Source organism: Rhodococcus sp. NPDC047139, assembly GCF_040643435.1.
GTDB lineage: Bacteria > Actinomycetota > Actinomycetes > Mycobacteriales > Mycobacteriaceae > Rhodococcus.
On record NZ_JBEYUH010000006.1, the window covers coordinates 263,259 to 279,314 of the forward strand.

11 protein-coding genes and 1 pseudogene are annotated in these 16,056 nt (G+C 66.9%); 4 read left to right on the forward strand and 8 right to left on the reverse strand.

The window, feature by feature from the left end; translation table 11 throughout:
• The first annotated feature begins 173 nt into the window (after nt 1–173).
• Nucleotides 174–1,247, forward strand: coding sequence for a GNAT family N-acetyltransferase (locus ABZ789_RS10370; RefSeq protein WP_358422881.1), 1,074 nt, complete (start codon nt 174–176; stop codon nt 1,245–1,247).
• On the opposite strand, the gene ABZ789_RS10375 is transcribed toward ABZ789_RS10370, so the two are convergent.
• The 5 genes from ABZ789_RS10375 to ABZ789_RS10395 all read right to left on the reverse strand — a co-directional run bounded on the left by ABZ789_RS10375 (nt 1,248) and on the right by ABZ789_RS10395 (nt 8,014).
• Nucleotides 1,248–2,282 carry a cellulase family glycosylhydrolase gene (locus ABZ789_RS10375; protein WP_358422884.1) on the reverse strand — a complete coding sequence of 345 codons (1,035 nt, stop codon included), beginning with the start codon at nt 2,280–2,282 and terminating at the stop codon, nt 1,248–1,250.
• Nucleotides 2,283–2,364: 82 nt separating this feature from the next.
• On the reverse strand, nt 2,365–3,912 hold the full coding sequence (locus ABZ789_RS10380; RefSeq protein ID WP_358422887.1) for a flippase: 1,548 nt from the start codon (nt 3,910–3,912) through the stop codon (nt 2,365–2,367).
• 12 nt (nt 3,913–3,924) lie between these two features.
• The gene (locus tag ABZ789_RS10385; protein ID WP_358422890.1) at nt 3,925–5,007 is read right to left on the reverse strand and encodes a glycosyltransferase family 1 protein; all 1,083 of its coding nucleotides are present in this window, start codon (nt 5,005–5,007) and stop codon (nt 3,925–3,927) included.
• Nucleotides 4,890–6,290, reverse strand: a complete 1,401-nt coding sequence (locus tag ABZ789_RS10390; RefSeq protein ID WP_358422893.1) for an O-antigen ligase domain-containing protein — start codon at nt 6,288–6,290, stop codon at nt 4,890–4,892. The genes ABZ789_RS10385 and ABZ789_RS10390 overlap by 118 nt, the downstream gene beginning before the upstream one ends.
• Nucleotides 6,287–8,014, reverse strand: coding sequence for an alpha/beta hydrolase (locus ABZ789_RS10395; protein ID WP_358422896.1), 1,728 nt, complete (start codon nt 8,012–8,014; stop codon nt 6,287–6,289). The genes ABZ789_RS10390 and ABZ789_RS10395 overlap by 4 nt, the downstream gene beginning before the upstream one ends.
• Before the next feature lie 175 nt (nt 8,015–8,189).
• On the opposite strand from ABZ789_RS10395, the gene ABZ789_RS10400 reads away from it, so the two are divergent.
• The 3 genes and pseudogenes from ABZ789_RS10400 to ABZ789_RS10410 form a co-directional block, all read left to right on the forward strand.
• The gene (locus ABZ789_RS10400) at nt 8,190–9,305 is read left to right on the forward strand and encodes a glycosyltransferase (protein WP_358422899.1); all 1,116 of its coding nucleotides are present in this window, start codon (nt 8,190–8,192) and stop codon (nt 9,303–9,305) included.
• A 359-nt stretch (nt 9,306–9,664) separates the two neighbouring features.
• A complete protein-coding gene (locus tag ABZ789_RS10405; RefSeq protein ID WP_358422902.1) occupies nt 9,665–11,185 on the forward strand; it encodes a sugar transferase in 1,521 nt (506 codons plus the stop codon).
• A 29-nt stretch (nt 11,186–11,214) separates the two neighbouring features.
• Nucleotides 11,215–11,550 (forward strand): annotated as a pseudogene (locus ABZ789_RS10410) (DUF6098 family protein); the annotation flags it as partial.
• A 64-nt stretch (nt 11,551–11,614) separates the two neighbouring features.
• Here ABZ789_RS10410 and ABZ789_RS10415 read toward each other — a convergent pair.
• The 3 genes from ABZ789_RS10415 to ABZ789_RS10425 all read right to left on the reverse strand — a co-directional run bounded on the left by ABZ789_RS10415 (nt 11,615) and on the right by ABZ789_RS10425 (nt 16,015).
• Nucleotides 11,615–13,654: a CocE/NonD family hydrolase gene (locus tag ABZ789_RS10415; RefSeq protein ID WP_358422905.1), complete on the reverse strand. Its 2,040-nt coding sequence runs from the start codon at nt 13,652–13,654 to the stop codon at nt 11,615–11,617.
• A gap of 13 nt (nt 13,655–13,667) precedes the next feature.
• Nucleotides 13,668–14,960, reverse strand: coding sequence for an ATP-grasp domain-containing protein (locus ABZ789_RS10420; protein ID WP_358422908.1), 1,293 nt, complete (start codon nt 14,958–14,960; stop codon nt 13,668–13,670).
• Nucleotides 14,961–15,100: 140 nt separating this feature from the next.
• The gene (locus ABZ789_RS10425) at nt 15,101–16,015 is read right to left on the reverse strand and encodes a manganese catalase family protein (RefSeq protein ID WP_358422911.1); all 915 of its coding nucleotides are present in this window, start codon (nt 16,013–16,015) and stop codon (nt 15,101–15,103) included.
• Nucleotides 16,016–16,056: the final 41 nt, after the last annotated feature.

Here is a 16,056-nt window from a genome sequence, read left to right on the forward strand (position 1 = left end):
CCACATCGCGTACGCTCGGGACGGGCGATTCCGGCGCCGGCCGTAACGCTTCGCCCGCACCCTGCGATCTCTGCCGTGGAGTAAGCGGCACGGCCGGCCGCGAATCGACTGCAGCGAGGGGAAGTCCGGAGGATGTCGGATTCGCGGACCGAAGGTCCCGGTGTGTACGCATCGTGAGTTTCGAGATCCATGACGAGGTGTCGGCCGCTCGGATGGCCGGCGAGTGGGACGCCCTTGCAGAAGAACGGGCAGCGCGCGTCGCAACCCGGCCGTCGTATGCTCTGGCCTGGAACCGGGTGGGACGCGGCCGGCCGGCGGTGTGCACCGTCCGGCGCGGCGGTCGGCTCGTCGGCCTCGCACCACTACACGCCAGGACGCGTTTCGGAGTCACCGCGCTGCGCCTGCCCGCTCACGGTCTCGGGACGATCGGAACCTTTCTCGCCGCCGACGAATGCGCACTCGGTGATCTTCTCGACGGGATCGCCGCACGGAACATGGCGTTGCAGCTCGACCACATCGACCTCGCCGATCCGCTGCTCGCGATGCTGCGCGCCTCGCCGCGCTGGAGCGTCGACGTCGTCGCAACGGAGCAGTGCCTGACGATCGATATCGCAGCCGGGGCGGGGGCGGAGTCGCTACGCGGCAGGCGCACGCTCAAGACCCTGTCCCGGCTCGAACGCGTGCTGGAACGTGCGGGCACACCCGTGACCGTCGAAGTGGTGCGCGATCCCGGCCATCTCGCCAGGCGATGGCCGGACATCGTCGCCGTCGCCGCGGCCGCCGACGAGCACAGCGGGCGCGACAACTTCTGCGCGCCGCCGTGGGCGTCCTTCAGCCGGCCGTTGCTCGACGCCGAAGCGCGTGCCGGCCGGCTTCTCGTCGTCGGTCTGCTCGTCGGTGGGCGGTGGCGCGCCCACGAGATCATGTTTCGTACCGGGTCGACGGTGGAGATGTGGATCGGCCGTTTCCATCCCGATATGCGCCGCTACCAGCCCGGCCAGTTGCTGCAGCGCCGGATCACCGATCGGCACGACGAACTGGGCATCGACAGGTTCGACTATCTCTACGGCACATCGGAATTCAAGTCGCAGTGGGCGAACGGCGGATACCGCGTGGGTTCGGTGGTCGCCGTACCCGGCTCACGGCCGCACCAGCGGTGGACCCTCCGTGCCGCCGATCGTGCCGCCGACCTCGTCCGCCCCCTGCGCAGGGCGACCGGCGGGACGCTCGCGATGCCCCCGTCGTGATCAGAGGCAACCGGGGGTGGACGCGGCGGCGCGCAGCACGTCCCAGGCAGGTTTGGGCGACCCGTCGTGGGCGACGACCCCGAAATTCTGTTCGCGGTCCGACACATCGGAGCCTCGGTCGAGGAGGCTGTAGACGAACAGTTTGTCGACGAAACCGAGCGCCCGCTGTTCGGATATCCCGTCGCGCAGGATGTCTGCCTGTTCGGTGAGTCCGACCGCGTCGGTGCCCGTTCCGGTCGGAGCCCCGAACTCCGTTGCCCAGATCGGCTTGTCGGAATCCCCTCTCTCGACCATGACGGTGCGCATCTCGCGCATCCGGTAGAAGGAGTTCCAGTCGGACGTCGACGCGTCGGACGGTAGGGCGGGATAACTGTAGGGGTGCATGCCCACCACGTCGAAGGTCGACGAGACTCCCTGTTCGTACAGCTCGGCGAGGAACGTCGTGGGTGCGATGTCCGATCCGTTGTCGGTGGCGGGGGAGAGACCGCCGGTGACGACGACGGCAGCCGGATCGATGTTGCGGATCGCGTCCGACGCCGCCACCAGCAGGTCGGCGTACGCCTCCACATCGGGTTGTGGAGCGAAGAAGGACGTGAGGTTCGGTTCGTTCCAGATCTCCCAGTGCGTCACGCTGTCGAAGTAGCGATCGGCGGCGTCCCCGGCGAAGCGCCCGAATTCCTCCGGGTCGGCGGGCATGCCGTGGGTGTCGTCGGCGTCGGCCTCGGGTGTGCGCGCCCACTGCGGGGTATGGGTGAGCAGGCCCAGCACCTGCAGGTCGTGCGAAGCCGCGGCGGCGACGACCCGGTCGGTCCCACCCCAGTCGAAGCGACCGCGCGCAGGTTCGATGATCGACCAGTCGATGTCGAATCGGACCCAGCCGGCGCCGCTGTCGGCGACCGCAGCCATGTACTCGTCGAGTTCGGAGTCGTCGAGAGTGTCCAGACCCGATCCGGTCGCGATCCCCAGGCTGCCGCCGGTCAGGTCGGTTCGGCACTCGCGTGCCTCGGTGCTCTGGGTGCACGACAGAGCGAACACACCGACCAGAGTGAGGACGGCGCGCAAGGGTATGGACCGCGAAACGCGGCGCGGCATGGACCGCGAAAGGGACACTGCAACCTCAACGGGATTTGACGAGACCGACGAGACCGAGCCCGCCGGTGATGGGAAGGACGTGGGTTCCGGCCAGGACACAGAACGCCGAGACGGCGGCGGTGACGGGCCAGGGGAGATCGTAGCGGTCGGCGAACAACGATATCCACACGGCCACCGAAACCCCCAGCATTGCGATTGCCGCGACTTGGGAGAAGGGGAGCAGCCCCCCTATTCGCACGGTGCGGCTCACGACGATCCAGATGGCCACGAGCATCGCGGCTTCGGTGAGCACGGTCGCCAGAGCCGCGCCGTCGAACGACATGTGAGGGATGAGCACGAGGTTCGCGCCGACATTCCCGGCGAGCGCGCCCAGCGCGACCCACGGATACACCCGGTGCCGTCCGGTCGCGATGAGCACCATGAGACCGAGTTCGGTCAGCATCGACAGAGCGCTGCCGAGCACCAGCATGCGTGATGCGTCGGCGGCCTCGGCGAACCGCTCGCCGTAGAGAAGGGAGAGCACTCCGTCGGCCGACGTCCAGAATGCGGCGGTCGCGGTCGCACCCAGGACCGCGAGCAGCATCGCTGCCTCACGAGTGCGTCGGCGGAACTGGTCGGTCTGCGCGGGCCACGTTGCGACCAGCAGGGTGGTCACCGGCCCGACGACGGTCGACGAGACCATCGACAGCAGGTCGGCGAATTTGTATCCGACCGTGTACAGGCCGACCGAGTCGAAGGTGTCCATCCGCCCGAGCATCAGCACGTCGATCTTCGAGAGCACGGTGAGCAGAGCGAATCCGATGCTGAGCGGGATCGCCTCGACGAGCATCTCCCGCCAGCGCCACAGCTGGGCCCGCGCGGCGGGCCGGGGGCCGGCCTTGCCTGCCCGGACGCCGCGCACGAGGATGCCCGCTCCGACGATCTCGTTGACAACGGCCGGCGCGACGAGCACGAGCAGCACCGGATTCCACAGCACCGCTGCGATGGTGGCGATCAATTGGGCGAGCTGACCGAAGGTTTCGGCCACCGCCACCGACGCCATGCGCAAGCGACTCTGGTACATCACGGCCAGAGCGTTGTTGGGAGTCGCGATCACCACGACGAGTCCCGCGATCACCGTCGCCCAGACGACATCGGCGGAGTATCCGAGGAGCAGTACGTAACCGACCGCCAGCGCGTAGCCGAGAAGCCCGAGCATGCCACGCAACGCGATGAACGCGGTGGTGACGTACGAGACCTCCCACGGATTGCACTCGACGAGTTTGGCGAGCACCACTCGTCCGACGCCGAGATCGGTGACGACCGACAGCAGGCCGAGCAGACCGAAGACGAACGCGAACTTGCCGAAATCGTCCGGGGCGAGCGCGCGGGCGACGATCATCGAACCGGCCCAGCCCATCGACGCGACAGCCAAACGGCTGCCGAGCATCACGACGGTGTTGCGCCGCGCCGCGCGCCCGTCCAGTTCGGGCGTCTGGGGTTCGTGCAGCGTCCCGCCGGGATCGTGCGCCGCGACGATCCGCTCCATCACGACGGTCTCGGCCATGCGGTCGGCCAGCGAGTGTCTACCCACGTGGTCGCCTGCTCACAGTCGCAGGCCTGCTGTGCGGTAGGCGTCCAGCGTCAGCTGCGCGGTGCGCGTCCATGCCGAGGCCGTCGCGACCTCACGGCCACGTGTGCGCAGCATGTCGGCGGTGTCGGTGTCGTGGACCACCGCTCGCAGTGCCGCGCTCCACGATGTCTCCGTGTGCTCGGTGACCAGCAGTGCTCCGTCGTGGACGACGTCGGGCAGTGCACCGACGGCACTCGTCACCACGGCGCCGCCGCATGCCATCGCCTCGAGGGGTGGCAACCCGAATCCTTCGTAGCGTGACGCGTACGCGACCGCGGTCGCCGCCGCGTACAGCGACGGTAGGTGGGCGGTGGGAACGTAGCCGAGTCCGATCGAACCGGCCGGGGCGTCGGGGCCGGTGGATCCGGCGCCGGCGAGCACCAGCGGGATGTCGAGAATGCGGCACGCGTCGGCGACGAGTGCGACGTCCTTGCGGGGTTCGACGGTGCCGACCTGCAGGACGAACCGTTCGGGTAGCCGGTAGGCCTCACGGATACCACGTATTTCGTCGGCGGTGGGAGGCGTGGCCCAGGTGGCGGGCGCCAGGGGGGTGACCACCGCCTCGCGTCCGCACAGCGCGTGCAGGCGCTCCGCGGTGAAGTCCGAGACCGCGACGAGCACGTCCGCTCGCCGCATGGCGTCCCGCAGCAGGGCGCGTTCACCGAGGGCGCGGAACCGGGAGAACGCCCACGGGGTGTCGAAGACGGCGAGGTCGTGGAATGTCGAGACTGTGGCGCCGGAGCACAGCACGGGCAGGTCGACGTCGAGGCTGTGGAACAGGTCGACTCCGCGAACGGGTGCTTTGGCGTACAGCACTCGCCGTAGCCCGTCGGCGACCGGGCGTACCTGTGGGCTCACGCCCGGGGGGAGATCTCCCGTCGCGTCGCGCTGCACGGTCGCTCGCAGACCGGCGTCGGGTAACAGGGGAGCGAGCGCGTTCAGCAGTTCGCGGACGTAGGTCTGTACGCCGCTGCCGGTGGGCCGGTGGGCGAGGGCGCCGAATCCGATGCGGGAACCGAGCTTCGGTGAGGTGACCAGTGTTGCGTCAGGGCGCATCCGACAGTTCCTAACAGTAACCAGAAATAGACATCGAGTGGGAAGATCTCGAGATAGGTCGCCACGGTGGAGGCGACCGCCGCCGCGACGATCGTGCCGCTCACTCCGAGCGCGAGGGCGGCGTCCTGCCCACCCATGAGCCGTGACGCGCGCAGTGTCGAGACCGCGGCGCACACGAGCACCAGGACGAACAGCCAGACCCCGAGAGGGCCGAGTTCCACGGCGAGTTTCATGTAGTAGTTGTCGGGCTGGTAGGGCATGAAACCGAACTGGACGGCTGCCTGCAACGACAACTCCGACAACATCGGGTTGCCGTCACCGACCGCCTTGGCGGCTGCCGAACCGGTCGCACCGAGTCCCTGACCGAACGGATGCACCCCCAGCGAGGCCAGGGTCTGTGACCATCCGTCGCCACGTTCGCCGAGACTCGACGACGAGAACAGCGGGTCGAGAATCGACCTCGGCACCGCGAAGAGCGCAAGGGGCGCGAGAGCAACTGCGCCGCCGAAGGCGAGGAAGAGGGCCCGGTAGCGGTGGATCGCGAGCCACAGAAATGCGACCACGAGCCCGATATAGCTGGCGCGCACGATCGTCACGCCCATTCCGAGCAGCATGATCGGGATCGCGCACAAGAACAGCTTGTTTCGGAGTCGATGCGGGTCGGCGAACGCGACCGCACACCCGACGATGAGGGCGATCATGACGAACAGCCCGAAGGCGAACGGTGTCGTGAAGGTGCTGAAACTGCGCAGGATTCCGCCGGTGGTTCGCAGGTGCTCGTCCCAGCGATAGCCGAGTGCGGCGAGCCGTTCGCCACCGATCACCTGCTGTGCGAGGCCCACGACGGCGGTCAGGACACCCATGCCCATGATGATCGTGACGAGGCGGTCGCGGTCGCGGGCGTCGAAGGGGGCCCGCCAGAGGATCACGGGGATCACGAGATAGAAGTAGGTGATCTTGAGCGCGGTGATGCCTGCGAGTCCCGAGACGATGAGCGCCGACAACACGCCCAGCGCGACCCAGGCGGCCACCGCCGGCCACCACGGATACGACGGAGCGGGCAGCCTGCGACGGTACGGGCTCACGAAGGTGGCTGCGAGTGTGAGGAGAAGGACTCCTTCTTTCCACGGTGCGAGCGCCTGCCCCCCGGGCACGATCGCGAGCAAGCCGTGGAGCGGGGTGAGTGCTGCGACGAGCAGCAAGCCGTGCTGCGGTCGCCGGTACAGCACGGCGAACAGTGCGAACACGGCGGGAACGCCGAGTAACAGCAACGTCGTCGTCACGAGGCGCGCTCTGTGTTCGCCGGTTCGGCCGGCAGGATCCCGAACTCTCCGAGTACTGCGGAGACGACGGCGGACCGGAGGAACTCGCGTCCGTCGCGCTGATAACCGCCGTGGTCGCCGACCGGCCCGGCCACGATGCGCCCGGTGAATCCGCGACGTCGCAGCCTCCGCAGGCTCTCCTCTCCGCGCTGGTAGCGGAACGAGCGATGATCCTGGGCCGACAGTACGACCGTGGTCGCCACCTCCGCTCGGCGCAGTGCCTCGAGAACGACCTCGGGCACCTGCGTGACTCCGAACCTGCCGAGCAACAGCCACAGCCGGTACGGCAGGTACTTCTGCGCCCACGGCTTGACGCGGGCACGCAGCGGAATTTCGGCCGGCTTGTCGTCACCGCCGTTTCCGGGTGGACCGGGAACCGGGGGACCGAGCATCTCTCGAAGCGACTTCCGCCGGTGGGTGGACCAGAGAATCATGTTGACGAGCACAGCTGTGCGCGCGTGTCCGCCGATCGCGACCCAGGATGCGTACCACGCGCCGGAGCACAGTCCGATCACAGCGAGGTTCCTCGGGTCGACGCCGAGCGCGGTGACCGCTTCCTCTGCGTCGCGGTCCGACACCCCGGAGTACAGCGGAGCAGGTGCCGCCCCGTGCGCGGTACCGGTGTCGCCGACGCCGGTCCGGTCGAATCGGATCGAGGAGATACCGTGCGCGGCGAGGCTGCGTGCGAGTTCGACCCACAGGCGGCTCGGCCCGAGCCGGTGCTCGTAGGCAGTTCCGAAGAACAGCACGGTCGGGCCGGGCGTCTCGCATCCGGAAGCACCGACCCCCTCCGTGTGCAGTGCGAACATCTCGTTCGGCCCGAGGTGCTCGATGCGTTCGTGGACCGGGACCCCGGAGCGGGTCGTCGCGACGACGGCGTGCTGACGGGTGGGGAAGTGGACCTCGTGGGTGGAACCCGGTGCTCCGGCGGCGATCCAATCCGCGATGCGGGTGAGGTCTTCGGTCGGAACTGTGGGGTGGAGGGTGCTCGGCGTGGTGAAGGACTCGTGTCCGTCGAGTGAGAGTTCGTCGGCGTCGAGTGCGGTGGCGAGTGCGGAGACCGCGGCGGTGTCGCGGGCCGCCGGCCGGGTTGCGAGAAGGGTTCGTGCGCCGGCGAGGACCTGGGCGTCGACTGCCAGGGCGCGCAGCGGCTCGACGGCCTCGGGCGCGAGGACGCCACCGATGATCGAGACCCTGGGGTCGGCGGGATCATCGCCGCCCTGGGTGACCTGGTAGAGCGCGCGCTGTTCACGCAGCAGCATCCGGCCGGAGACGATCGGATCCCACAGCACGGCGGCGTCGACCGGCCCGCACTCGGGCAGCGCCGTCGCCGCGATCAGCGCGCCCGCGCGCAAGCCGACGAGGGTGACATGGGCGGCTCCGCTCGCGCGTGCCGTCGCCACCGCGGTGACGACACTGCGCTGCCACGCCGCGACCGCATCGGGTGAATCCTGCTCACCTGCGGAGTCGCCCGTGCCCGTGTAGTCGAACCGCAGCGCTGCGAGTCCGCGCTCGGCGAGTTGCTCGGCGAGTACCTTGATGCCGCGATAGGTGTCGATGTGCTCCTTGCCCAGGGGTGGGCACAGCACCACGGCACCGCGAGCCCGGCGCGAGTCGGGAAGGTGGATGTGGCCGAGGAGCGGCGACTCGGGGTCGCCGAACCACGACGTGTCTCGCACACCCACGCATTGACCTCCACCGTCGAGGGGTGAAAGCCAGGGTGATTCCTCGACCCGCGGTTCTACCCCGAATGTTCTTGCCGTTCGGACGTATTCGTATCGAGGCATCGTTCCGGCCCGTTACCCCTGGCCCCCGCCGCGTCATAAGGTACCTTCCCGGTCGATCGGGATCTTCGAAGGGATGGCCGTGCCGGGAATTTTGGTACACGAGTGGATCGCGCGTGACGGCGGGTCGGAGAAGGTTCTCGACGAGTTCGTCCGCGCTTTTCCCGACGCCGACGTGTTGTGTCTGTGGGACGACGCCGATCGGTATCCCGAACGCACGGTGCACGAGAGTGGGCTGGCGCGGACGCCGCTGCGACGGAACAAGGCGCTGGCCTTGGCGACCATGCCGTATTTCTGGAGGCGGCGACCCGGCTCGTACGACTTCGCGCTGGTCAGCTCCCATTGCTTCGCCCATCACGTCACGTTCGACGCCGCGCCGAACGGATTCGAGAAGCTCGTGTACGTACACACCCCGGCGCGCTATCTCTGGAATCCCGAGCTGGACGATCGGGGTGCCTCGCTCGCGGTGCGGTGTGCCGCACCGCCGCTGCGTGCCCTCGATCGGCGCCGGGCGCGGGAGGGTGCGCACTTCGCCGCGAACAGCGACTTCGTGCGTCGTCGCATCGAGCGGGCATGGGGTGTCGACGCGCGGGTGATCTTCCCTCCCGTCGAGACGACCCGGATCTCGGCTGTGCCCGACTGGCGCAATGAACTCTCCGCAGCCGAATCCGACCTGGTCGAGGGCCTCCCTGAGATCTTCGTGCTGGGCGCGTCGAGGTTCGTGCCGTACAAGCGACTGGACTGGGTGATCCGAGCCGCCGAACGTGCCGGCCTGCCGGCGGTGATCGCGGGCTCCGGGCCCGAGGAGAGACGGCTGCGCCGGCTCGCCGCCGAGTCCACGGTGCCGGTACACGTGCTGGCGCGACCGTCGGACGCACTGCTCTACAGCCTGTACCAGCAGGCACATGTGTACGTCTTTCCCGCGGTCGAGGATTTCGGGATCATGCCGGTCGAGGCCCGTGCGGCGGGTGCCCGCGTGATCGTCAACTCGCTCGGCGGCGCGGGCGAGACGGTCAGGGAAGGGGTGGACGGCCTGCGCTTCTGTGAGGACTCGGTGGAGGCCGTCGCCGCGTGCATCACAGCGATCGACACGGTACCGAAGGATGGTGTCGGCGGGGTGGCTGCACTGTCTGCGGAGAACTTCCGGCACCATATCCGGGACTGGGTGGGGGAGACGATCGACGGGACGTGATCCGGGTCGCACTTGCGTCGAGTCCAATGGCCCTTGTCGGCGGTTCGTCCCTGTTGTACCTTTTTCCCGGGTCGGGAGCCTACTGACGGGATGATGGGGGGTCGTCATGGGCGCACTGCCATCGACCGAGCCGCTTTCGACGTTTCCGATTGCTGTGCTCTTCTTCGAAATAAACTGGCACGCAACCTGTTCAAGTGATCGGTAGCGCGCCCGTAGGTGGGCAGGGCCGTCTGGGCTTCACCGTGATTTCCGGCATGAAACACAGTTCGACGTTTCGGCGATGAAACAGACAATGACGGCAAATCGATCATCGGCTGTCGGGGCCGCACTTCGGGGTGGAGTAGGCAAGCAGGAGAGGCATGGGCATCGGACCGGAGTTGGCGCGCCGCGGCGCACCGGCAGGCGACACAGGCAACGGCCACGGCGGTATCCCACGCCGGCGATGGCAGCGAACCTATCGCCGGTCGCTGGCGATCACCGACACAGTGATCGTCGTCGCGATCGTCGTCTCGGCTCAGGCGGCCGGGGCCGCGACCGACCTCCTTCCCTACGACTCCCCCTCGCCGGCACGTGCGCTCGGATCGATCGCCCTGGTCGCAGGTTTGTGGCTTGCGATCCTCGCGCTCAACGGCACGCGCAAGGAACCGGTAGTAGGCAGCGGGGAAGAGGAATACCGACTCGTCACGAGAGCAACCCTGCAGGCATTCGGCCTGCTCGCGATCGCCTCGTTTCTCGTCGAATCGTTCGCGACAGACCTCGACGCGATCCGGGCCTATCTGTTGCTCGCCCTCCCCGTCGGACTGATCGCGCTCCCACTCGGCCGCCGGTGGTGCCGCCGGGTGGTCGAACGCCGCCGTGTTCGAGGCGAGTTCCAGACTTCGGTCCTCGTCGTCGGATCCGAGCGCGCGGTCGACGCCATGGCCGGTTCGTTCGTCCGTGACGCGTCGGCCGGTTACCGCGTCGTCGGTGTGTGCACCACCGGGTACACCGGGGACGGTGCCGGCACGATCACTGTGGCCGGACACGAGATCCCGGTGCTCGGAGCGGAGACGGATGTGCTCCGCGCGGTCGATCTCTCCGGCGCCGATACCGTCGCCATCGCGGCCGGGACCCACTGGGGCAACGGCGACATCGGCGATCTCGCATGGGAGCTCGAACCCTATCGAGTCGATCTTGTCGTGGCCCCCGGTGTCACCGACATCGCGCTGCCGAGGTTGTCGATGCATCCTGTGGGCGGATTGCCGTTCGTGCATGTCGAGGAACCGCAGTACCGAGGGTCTCATCGCCTCGCCAAGACGGTTTTCGACGTCGTGTGCGCGGCGCTCGCTCTGGTAGCAGCGGCACCGGTCATGCTGGTGGTTGCGGCACTCGTCAAGCTCCACGACGGTGGTCCCGTCTTCTACCGGCAGGAACGGGCCGGGCTAAACGGCGCCGTCTTCCGTATGTGGAAGTTCCGCTCCATGGTGGTCGACGCCGACCGGATGGTGGACACGGTCCGCTCGCAGTCGGGACAGGACGGCGCGACCTTCTACAAGTGTGCCCGCGACCCACGAATCACGCCCGTCGGGCGGTTCATCCGCCGGACGAGCATCGACGAACTGCCTCAGTTGTTCAACGTTCTCGCTCGCGACATGAGCCTTGTGGGTCCGCGTCCCCTCGCGATCGGTGAGGGGGAGCGGATTCCTGGATTCGTCGCGCGCCGCATGCTCGTGCGCCCCGGCATGACAGGACTGTGGCAGGTCTCCGGCAGGTCCGATCTCTCCGAGGCCGACCGGATCCGGCTCGACCTGTTCTACGTCGCGAACTGGTCCATGGTGCAGGATCTGCTCATCATCATGAAGACGGTGCGTGCTGTGCTCGCGAGCGACGGGGCGTACTGACACACCCGCGAGATCCAGGAAAAGCCATCGCCACGGATGCCGAAGACGGGCCGAGTCGCGACCATGAAGCGAACATGACGATGCCCGGGCTGTCGGTGGCCACCCTCTCGCCCGAGCCGTGGTGGCGACGACCCGCCAAGGATTGGGTCGCCCGGCGAGTCGGCAAGTACTCCGAAGCAGCCGAGGAGGACGGCCGGTTCGTCTGGCTTCTCACGGGACGGATGGTGGGACGCGGACCCGATCACGAGCCGCTGCTCGTCGACGTCCGGCCGCATGCACGGCTGAGCCCGCGTGTGCTCGAAGAAGCGAAACGCTGGTACGACGAGCACTTCGAGTCGGGGAACGGATCCCGGCGAAGCGCGTAGAACCCGCCGCGGGCAGGCCCGCAGCGGGTTCTACGTTCCGGCTGCTCCGGTAGGAACGTCGTCGTCAGACCAGGTTCCGCGGAATCGTGCGCTGCCAGTTCTGGGAGTGCACGCGCCGATCCCCGTGGTCGTCGTCGAGTTCGAAGGCGTCGAGCTCGGCGTTGATCACGAACTCGTCCGGTGTGGACGTGAGGATCGTGCGGGTGCGAACCTCGGTGCGCCAGTCGTCCCGTTCGTAGCGACGCAGTGTGCGGGTCTCACCACGCACCGAGTTGGGGTCGTTGCCCCCGAAACTGAACCACTCCTGGGTGCGGTACCGGATGACGGTGCCCGTCTCGTCGATCCGGAACGACCCCTGATCGTCGAGGATGTCGAGGGTCGACACGCCGGTCGCGAGGTCGCGGGTGGTGCGCCAGTGGTGCTCGCCGGGTTCGATGGGAGTGATCTCCAGCGGGGGAGCCCCCTCGGGTTCTCCGAGATCACGGAGTTGCACGTCGTCCTCCCGGGGAGGGCGGACCGGCAGTACCAGTTGGCCGCCGGTGTAGATCGTCACCTCGGTCGGAGTCGGTGACGGCCAGGCGAGCGGGAAGTACGACGTGGAGAGCGAGAGGCGGACGCGGTGCCCGGCCGGGAAGACCTGTCCCGCGCCGTTGAGTTTCATCCTGACGCGGTAGCGCTTCCCGGGTTCGAGCGGCTCCGGGTTCTCGCTGCTGTCGCGGTGGGTGAGGTTGAGCAATCCGTACGTCACGCGGGTCGCCTCGCCGTTCGGCGCGACGTCCGACAGTCGCGCGGCGAGCATCGCGACCGGCGTCTTCGACGACACCTCGAGTTCCAATTCGGGTTGGCCGAGGATCTCCATCGGTGCGTCGAGCGACTCCGTTTCGAAGACCACGGCGCCGCCGTCCTCTTCGCGCTGGTCGGAGGGCAGATCCGGGGTGGCCGCGTAGGAGGCCCACTTTCCGGCGAACATTCCCACACTCAAAGGAGATTGGAGGGAGATCGGCCGCTCCTCGCCTGCCGGGCGGGTTCCTTCGGCGTGCAGTGTGTGGCGGTCGAAGGTGTAGCGGCGGGACTCGATGTTCGGTGACGGCCACGACGGTTCGGCCACCCACCGGCCCGGACGTTCTTCGTAGGACGGGTTCGGTGGAATCGCATCCTGCATCCACGCCCGCACCATCGGTTCATCCATCACCCCGGTGTCGACGCCCTTGAGCCAGTGGTCCCACCATCGCACGACCTCCTGCAGGAAGCCGATCTTCGGACCGGGCACCCCGAGATGGGGGTACTTGTGTCCCCAGGGTCCGATCAGTCCCTTGCGCGGAACGTCGAGATGTTCCATCAACCGGAAGATCGCATTGGTGTATCCGTCCGCCCAACCCCCCACGGCCAGAACGGGACACTGGATGGCCGAGTAGTCCTCGTTGACGGAGGCGCGCTTCCAGTAGTCGTCACGGTGCTGATGTTCGAGCCACTTGTCGATCCACAGCCCGCTGCCTTCGAGTCGTTCGTGCCACATCTCGCGCCAGCGATCGCCGACGATCGCGGGATCGGGGGGCAGGCTGTTGAACGCGAACATCACCGTGGCCTCGGACAGGTTGTCGGACAACAGACATCCACCCATGTAGTGCATGTTGTCGACGTACAGGTCCTCGGTGGCCGACGCGCTGACGATGGCCTTCAGGGCCGGGGGGCGGCGTGCAGCGACCTGCAGACTGTTGAATCCGCCCCACGATATGCCCATCATGCCGACGGAACCGTCGCACCACGGCTGCGAGGCGAGCCACGCGATGACCTCGCAGGCGTCGTCGTGTTCGTCGGCGAGATATTCGTCGCGCAGAACACCATCGGAGTCGCCGCTGCCTCGCATGTCCACCCGCACGCAGGCGTAGCCGTGTCCGGCGATGTAGGGATGGTTCAGCGCATCCCGCATCCGCGTGGAATCACGCTTGCGATAAGGGATGTATTCGAGCACGGCGGGCACCGGTCGTTGTTCGGCGTCCACGGGCAGCCAGATCCTCGCAGCGAGGCGGGCTCCGTCGCGCATCGTGATGAAGACGTTCTCGATGACACGGATCTCGTGTGGGAGGTCTGTCTCGATATGCATGTCGACCTCCTCGTCAGTTCTCCTGCACCGGATCGAAGGTGAACGGAAGCGCTTCGAGCCCCTGCTGATACCGCTTTTCGAGCTGCTCGACACTGTCGGCGCCGATGTACATCGAGCCGAGTTCGTAGCGGTATGCGTCCTGGTTGGGCAGCGCGGAGAGCCGGTCGCCGGGGGAGACGTCGATGCACACCAGCGCGACTGGAATCGTCTCGCGGAGGCGGGCGATGTCTGCTTCCGTGGGCACCGATGTGACGACGCCGTCCTCGTAGCGAGGGATGATGCACTTTGCGGCAACGGCGAACTCGCCTTCCCGGTGAGGCATGCGCGGTGGCTGCCCGAGAGCGATATCGATGGCCACCTCGTGGTTGGAGCTCCCGTCCACCTTGACGAAAAGATCGCTGTGCGACTGCGAGATCCGCGTGTTGACCTCGATCAACCAGAGCTTGTCGTTTTCCTCGTCCCACATGAACTCGGAATTGAAGCAGCCGTTGTCGAAGCCGACGTGGCGCAGATACCGCTCGGTGATGTCGATCATGCGTGCCTGTACCTCTTCGGGCACGGTGCTCGCAGGATAGTCGAGGCGTTCGAAACTGCGTCCCGCTGCGTCCTTGCGCATGTCGAACACGCCGTGAACATCGAACTGTCCCTTGAACATCGTTCCCTCGGGTGCGGCCTGGATGCCGCTCACGACCTGTTCGGCGAGGCAGGTCGTGCCCGACCTCTCTCCGATCTCGTCGGGCAGATCGACGCGGCGCAGCACTTCGTCGAAGGCATTGCCCACCAGGCCGATCTTCTGCCGGATCTCGACGAGAGCGTCTGCGAACTCCTTCTCGTCACGGATCTCGAATCCGAGCTGGGAGGAATGCGATTTCACCGGCTTGACCCAGAACGGGAAGTCGAGCTCGATGCTGTCGAGGGCATTGTCGTCGAAGGGGTCGAACGTGCTGAACTGCGGGACGCACTCGGGTACCGATTCCTGTTGTGCCAGGCGGCTCCAGTACTTGTGCTCTGTGGCGACGATGCTGCGCAGTGACGGCGAGGGGAGACCGTGCTCGGCGGCGAGGATCGGCGCGAGCACGCTGGTGGGGAAGTCCCAATGAGCAATGATCCCGTCGATGGAGCCGGGAAAGTTGTTCAGCTCTCGCCGGCATGCTTCGAGGAGCTCGTCGAAGACGTATTCGTCGGGCTCCACGAGTGTCTCGTAGTCGAGCAAGCTGTGAAAGGTGAACTTCTCTGCACCGCTTACTGTTTCGAGTTCCTTACGCTGGATGTCGGTGAGTCCGAGGACGAAGATGTTGGTGCTCATGCATGAAGCCTTCCCACTCCTCCCCTGAATAAAACAAAACGATAACGAAACCGGATGGAAGGAAAGATGTTTCACACACGATTGCCCCGGTGCCGAAGCGCCGGGGCAATCGTGTGGATGTGCTGTCGGGATGAGGCGGATCAGGGGGTCTCGGGGTCGAGGGCATCCTTCACCTTGCCCACAAGCCCCTTCTCGGTTCCCAATGCGGCAGAACGAGGCTTGCCCTGGGAGCCGTCGTAGGTCGCGTACAGCTTCGGATCCGGCGGCGGTGCGCTCGCGACGTCGCCCAGCGGGACCGGATCGCCGAGGAAGGACATCGGCGTAGTGCCGTCCGGTCCGGTGCCGTGTGCCCAGCGCCCTTGATCGGAGGCTGCGCCGTCCGACAGATGCCACAGGCTCGAGGCATGCTCGGAATGCTCTTCGTCGAACAGGGCGTTCGGCGCGATCGGGCTCGGCTCGATTCCGTCGGCCTGGAGCTCCTCGATGGCGGCGAGCCACAAATTCTGATGATAGGTGTCGCGGGCGAGGTTGAACCTCAGCATGTCCTTGACGCCCGGATCGTCCGTCATGTTGTACAGCCGCGCGGTCTGCACCCGCCCCTGAGCTTCGGCTGCGACGTTTGCCCGGAAGTCGGCGAGGAGATTACCGCTGGCCACGATGAAACGTCCGTTCCACGGAACACCGTTGCTGTCTGCGAGGGTGGCACCACCACCGGAGACGATGGCTTGCTGGGGATCCATGCCACCGAGCACAGCTGCCACCACGGGATCGGCTGCTGCATTCTTGGTCGACTCCGTCGCGGGTGCGCCCTCGAGAAGGCGTGCCACCATTGTGGCGATCATCTCGACGTGGCCGATCTCCTCGGTTGCCACATCCATGATCATGTCCTTGTACTTGCCGGGCATTCGACAGTTCCAGCCCTGGAACAGGTACTGCATGGTCACGGTCATCTCGCCGTACGCTCCGCCGATCAACTCCTGGAGCTTGCGGGCGTATACAGGATCGGGCTTTTCTGGTTTGACGTCGAATTGCAGATGATCTGTGTGTCGAAACATAGGTTTCCCTCGAGTTCCGGTGTGGATTGGAAAGAACCGGT

What these genes read in the sequence shown, in the direction of transcription:
- ABZ789_RS10385 (WP_358422890.1), bottom strand. Translation starts at nt 5,007, where the DNA reads ATGCGCCCTGACGCAACACTGGTCACCTCACCGAAGCTCGGTTCCCGC.
- ABZ789_RS10400 (WP_358422899.1), top strand. Translation starts at nt 8,190, where the DNA reads ATGGCCGTGCCGGGAATTTTGGTACACGAGTGGATCGCGCGTGACGGC.
- ABZ789_RS10405 (WP_358422902.1), top strand. Translation starts at nt 9,665, where the DNA reads ATGGGCATCGGACCGGAGTTGGCGCGCCGCGGCGCACCGGCAGGCGAC.
- ABZ789_RS10415 (WP_358422905.1), bottom strand. Translation starts at nt 13,654, where the DNA reads ATGCATATCGAGACAGACCTCCCACACGAGATCCGTGTCATCGAGAAC.
- ABZ789_RS10420 (WP_358422908.1), bottom strand. Translation starts at nt 14,960, where the DNA reads ATGAGCACCAACATCTTCGTCCTCGGACTCACCGACATCCAGCGTAAG.
- ABZ789_RS10425 (WP_358422911.1), bottom strand. Translation starts at nt 16,015, where the DNA reads ATGTTTCGACACACAGATCATCTGCAATTCGACGTCAAACCAGAAAAG.